This window comes from Chryseobacterium sp. BGARF1 (assembly GCF_001677955.1).
In the GTDB taxonomy this organism is placed as follows: Bacteria; Bacteroidota; Bacteroidia; order Flavobacteriales; family Weeksellaceae; genus Chryseobacterium.
This window is the reverse complement of the sequence record NZ_LELA01000093.1, coordinates 1-4,756: the sequence shown is the minus strand read 5'-3', so window position 1 is coordinate 4,756 and position 4,756 is coordinate 1. Positions and strand designations below refer to the sequence as shown.

Here is a 4,756-nt window from a genome sequence, read left to right as displayed (position 1 = left end):
ACCGGATAAAACTAACCAGCGGATGTTCAGGTTTTGGTAATGCAAACATCACATGAAACTCAGATAAAGACCTGAATTTATGTATCTTATTTTGTTTACTTCTCATTTTTAAACATCTTTTTAAATGTTATATCCGGCAAAAATAATGAATTAATTATCAAGATACTTCTCCAGTTCCAGCGTTATATTCTTCACTGATGAACCTTCCGGTCGTACCGTCTGCCCCGATCATAGCATATTTTGCAATTCGGATTCCTCCTTCCTCAAATGTTCCCGCACCTCTGTGACCATTAAAATCAGTTTGGATTTTTCATTTTATGAATTATTTTGGTTGTGATAGACCTCAGCAAATTCTTTGGCAAAATCGTTAAGCTTTGTTTCGCCAAGCTCAGGTTTATTTAAATAAAAATCTTCGTACAAACTACCATCTTGTTGTGCCTTTTGCATTGCAACCATCCCAATAGCGATCCATTTATTAATTCCTGCTGAAAGCATTTGGTCCAACAATTCTTCTGACGGAATCACTTTCCACTGCATATCATCAATACCAAGCGCTTTACCCAAAGCATCAGCTATTTCATTAGGAGAAACCTCGTCACTCGCAATATATTGTACAGTTCTCCCGTTGAAAGGTAGTCCCATTTCGTCGGCAATTGTTGAGGCAATATCATAGGGAGACACCCACGGTTCTTTCTGGTCACCGCCATAGCTCTGAATAATTGCATCCTGAGACTTGATCATTGGCAGCCATCGGTACACATTGCTGAAGAAACCGACTGGTCGCATAAACTTGATTGATATATTTTCAGGAAGTGTTCGAAGAATATTTTCAACATGGTGATGAACCTGCAAGCTTCCTGTTCCCTGATCCGAATGTGCACCGATACTGCTCAGATGAATAACTTTGGTAACACCTGATTTATGGACAGCCTCTACATAGTTATTGGCAACTTTTTTAAAAGCTTCTAAAAAGTCGATATCCTTATCATAGAGGCTTCCTATTCCTTCCCAGACTTCCATCAGATATACAGCATCCGAACCTTTGAATGTTTTTGTTAAAAAGGATGTATCCTGAATAGTTCCGATTGCAGGTAGTGCTCCCAATGCCTTTATTTCAGATGTTCTATCTAACCTACTACTGATCACAGTGACCTGATGTCCTTTTGCTACCAATAATTTTGTGAGTGGTTTTCCGATGTTCCCTAAAGAGCCTGTTATTACGATTTTCATTGTACTTATTTTATAAGTACAAAATTGCGTCAAGCTGAGGTAAAGGAAATAACAGAATCGGGGGGTCTGTTAACTAAAACGTGTCCATTGAATATTCAAATACGAATATGAGATAACAGGCCTGCAAAGCAGAGTGTGCATTTTAACTCATAAAAAATGATGAGTTGGCTTTGGAATACTTACGATAGGAAGAAATCCTTAAAAAGCTAGGATCATATTGTGATCTAAACAAGTTTCGCTAAGATAAATCCTATGATCAGTGCTAAAATAAATGCGGTAATAATCTTTGCATAATCCGTTTTATTGTTCTTTACTTCTTGATTCAGTCGTATATTATCTTGGCGCAAAGTTTCAAGATTCACTTTTAAGGAGGCTGTTTTTTCATTGATTGCAGATTGGACATTCTTCTCGTGCAGAACAGCGATCTCCTTTTTGTAGCTTTCCATTTCTGCCTGGCGGTGTTTCTGCTGCTCCCGAAAATTCTTCATTTCTGACCTTTAGCTTTTCTACAAAGGCTTTGTTATGGTTCTCTACCTGCTCTTTCTAAGTTTTCTGGGCTGCAGTGAATTCTTCATTCTTCTTAAGTTGTTTTTCTAAAGTTTCCACCTGTTCTAAAAACTGCTTGGTAACATCTTTTTTCACCTCATCGATGAGCAAAGCCTCGAATTTGATCTTTCATGAGAAAGCTTTTCAGCAATGGTATGCAATCCAGCGCCGTAATCGTGCGGTAAATGAAAACGCTTGTCAGCCAACTTATCCAATAAGGTTTCATCGACCGTATGACCGATAGCCGTAACAGTAACCGGTTTCATTGTTATGAATAATTCGGATAAGCTCAGGTCATTAAAAGTTTCCATACTCTGCCTGTCACCTCCTCCCCTGACCAAGGCAACAATGTCATAACCCAGACCTGAAACTTCGTTCAGTTTGGAAATGATCGCTTTTGAAGAGGTAATATTACAGCTGTGATCTGAAATATCAAAATATTTTTCGCGAAACATCCAATCCTTCGAAAAAATCCTTCTGTACAATCGCATTATTTCCATAAATGTTAGCGACCCTTACCTTTTCATCTTTCAGCATCTTATCCCTGATAAGGGTTTCAAGATCTTTTGACCCTATCTCGAGTTTTTTCTGGATAAGGCTATACCTTTCCAGTTCGTCTTCAGAAATCGATCTTTCTTCCTGCTGAACGATCTCGTCCACAACAAAGCGCAGTTCAATCGAAGAATTCTTGATGCTTTTCTCAATAAAGCCTCTGAGTGTGTATACCTCATTATTGGTGATCTTACTCCTTAGCAATTAAGAAATAAGAATCCCTATCGAAGTGTGATCACCTTCTGAGAACAGAAGGTCATAATAGTAGTTCCCATAGGATCTACCACCACCAAAAGCATATCTGCCTTTCAGATAGATCAGATTGACCGTAGCATTGAGCTTCAAGGCATTGCTGAAAATCCCAATAACTGAAGCCGGTGAATAGATAGGATTGTGACTTCTTGATCGTCAATGTGATTGACTGTCGTTTTAAAAAAGCTTGATAAGCAAAGGTATTGCTAATTGCACTTAAATAAAATAGCCATGCTTACATATAATTGAAAAGTAAGTTTTAAAAGTGAATGCAACAATTACCTATACTTTAAAAAGTATATATAACGCCTGTGATTGCCCAGCTTTTGGATTCAACAGTACAACATTTTAGTTAGTGTAGAATAAAAAAATCCCCAGATCATATGGGGATAAAAACTAATAATCATAAAAACTTTTATAAAAGTATTTCCTCTACAAAATTGTGGAAAGGAAATGCATTTGAAGATGATTAATGATGTTAATTATTAAAAAAAAGACCTGATTATCTTAACTTTCCCTAAAAAGAATGAATTATTTACAGTCGAAAATCAAGATCTTATCCTTTGGAATAAAAAGACCTAAATAAGTTTCAATAATTCCTCAGCTACCTTTTCAGAAGAAGCAGGATTTTGTCCTGTAACCAATCTTCCGTCAACTACTGCATAAGGACTCCAATCTTCGATCTTACTGTACACACCACCATTCTTTTTCAGCATATCTTCAACTAGAAATGGAACAACATCAGTTAATTGTACCGCCTCTTCTTCAGTATTGGTGAATCCAGTAACATTTTTACCATTTACCAAATATTCACCATCTATTTTCACATCCTTCAAAACTCCGGGCGCATGGCAAACGAATGCTATAGGTTTATCACTGCTGTAGAAATCAACAATTAGTTGCTGCGAAACTTTATCTTCTGCCAGATCCCATAAAGGTCCATGACCACCCGGATAAAATACCGCATCAAAGTCTTGACTTTTGACCTCTGATAATTTGTTTGTATTTTTTAATTTGTCCTGTAATTCCTCATCACTATCCATTCTTCGTGTCGCATCAGTCTGAGATGATGGGTCTTCACTTTTCGGATCAATTGGTGGTTGGCCACCCTTTGGAGATGCCAGCGCGATCTCAACTCCCTTGTCGGCTAGTGCATAATAAGGGGCAGCCAATTCTTCAGTCCAGAATCCGGTCTTCTCGCCAGTATTCCCTAATTTGTCGTGACTTGTTATCACGAATAAAACTTTTTTGCTCATTTTATATCTATTAATTTAGTACTACAAAGTTCGAAGTAACCAGCTTTTCAACACAGGACAAAGGTCACTATTTTCATGTGATCCAGATCACACTTTTTTCGAAGCAGGCCAATGAAAATCATCTTATGTGTCATAGAGTTTCTCTATTCTGGAAAACGCTCAGACCTTCTATCTTGTTATTAATGGTCTTATATACAATCTCAACTGAAAAACTTGACAGCTCATACAATACAAACTTTAGTCCATCCTTAGAGGTTTCACTGATGATCTTTCCTTCGGTCAAAACAAATTCGTATCGAGATTGCATGGGTAGATTTTTAAAATCGTAGTACGAAATAGACATATAACTATTATTTTATTTTTTATAATGAACCTATTTAAACTTTTATTTTTCTTAGAAACAAAATAGAGAAAGCTAAATAATGTAGATTTATCCAAGTTACATTTAGTTTTTCAAACCTTACTAATAAAGCTTTGAAGCTATCGAGCCATGTATTTGCTTTTTCTATTTTGAATCTTCTTTTATATAACTCATTATCAAAGTACTTTTCACTCTTTGTATCCCCGTTACGAGGATTTTCTTTGATATTTCCTATAATTTATTTTTTATACAAAATATCTCTAAGTTTTTTACTGTCAAAACCAGAGTCGGCATTAAGAAATAATCCCTTACACTCTATATCAGCAGCATCCAGAAGGCCGAAAATCTCTTCCAAAGTATCTTCAATATTATAAATCTACACTTATTGGCTTTCCCATTGAAAGCATTTGCCCTTGGTTATCACAGAGGAAAATACAGTTGCTGGTTTTGGATGATTTTCTTCCCTGATATCCTACCGATTCTCCTCCTGTTTTACTTCGGGTATGGCTTCCATCCAATTGGACACTGGAAAGATCTAATTTCCTTTTATTATTTTGAA

At 36.5% G+C, this 4,756-nt stretch carries 6 protein-coding genes and 1 pseudogene; all 7 read right to left on the bottom strand.

What is annotated here, in order from left to right:
• Window positions 1-315 precede the first annotated feature (315 nt).
• Window positions 316-1,230, bottom strand: a complete 915-nt coding sequence (locus AB671_RS18005; protein ID WP_066682292.1) for an NAD(P)H-binding protein — start codon at window positions 1,228-1,230, stop codon at window positions 316-318.
• A 224-nt stretch (window positions 1,231-1,454) separates the two neighbouring features.
• The gene (locus AB671_RS18000; protein WP_066682290.1) at window positions 1,455-1,718 is read right to left on the bottom strand and encodes a hypothetical protein; all 264 of its coding nucleotides are present in this window, start codon (window positions 1,716-1,718) and stop codon (window positions 1,455-1,457) included.
• A 150-nt stretch (window positions 1,719-1,868) separates the two neighbouring features.
• On the bottom strand, window positions 1,869-2,261 hold the full coding sequence (locus AB671_RS17995; protein WP_185114158.1) for an exodeoxyribonuclease VII large subunit: 393 nt from the start codon (window positions 2,259-2,261) through the stop codon (window positions 1,869-1,871).
• Complete coding sequence (locus AB671_RS22350; protein ID WP_066682284.1) at window positions 2,209-2,532, bottom strand: hypothetical protein; 324 nt, start codon at window positions 2,530-2,532, stop codon at window positions 2,209-2,211. The genes AB671_RS17995 and AB671_RS22350 overlap by 53 nt, the downstream gene beginning before the upstream one ends.
• 626 nt (window positions 2,533-3,158) lie before the next feature.
• Window positions 3,159-3,836: a type 1 glutamine amidotransferase domain-containing protein gene (locus AB671_RS17985; RefSeq protein WP_066682281.1), complete on the bottom strand. Its 678-nt coding sequence runs from the start codon at window positions 3,834-3,836 to the stop codon at window positions 3,159-3,161.
• A 130-nt stretch (window positions 3,837-3,966) separates the two neighbouring features.
• Complete coding sequence (locus AB671_RS17980; RefSeq protein WP_066682278.1) at window positions 3,967-4,179, bottom strand: hypothetical protein; 213 nt, start codon at window positions 4,177-4,179, stop codon at window positions 3,967-3,969.
• A 386-nt stretch (window positions 4,180-4,565) separates the two neighbouring features.
• Window positions 4,566-4,756 (bottom strand): annotated as a pseudogene (locus AB671_RS22510) (IS5/IS1182 family transposase); the annotation flags it as partial.

Coding starts and splice junctions, on each gene's coding strand:
- AB671_RS18005 (WP_066682292.1), bottom strand. CDS start 1,230: ATGAAAATCGTAATAACAGGCTCTTTAGGGAACATCGGAAAACCACTC.
- AB671_RS18000 (WP_066682290.1), bottom strand. CDS start 1,718: ATGAAGAATTTTCGGGAGCAGCAGAAACACCGCCAGGCAGAAATGGAA.
- AB671_RS17985 (WP_066682281.1), bottom strand. CDS start 3,836: ATGAGCAAAAAAGTTTTATTCGTGATAACAAGTCACGACAAATTAGGG.
- AB671_RS17980 (WP_066682278.1), bottom strand. CDS start 4,179: ATGTCTATTTCGTACTACGATTTTAAAAATCTACCCATGCAATCTCGA.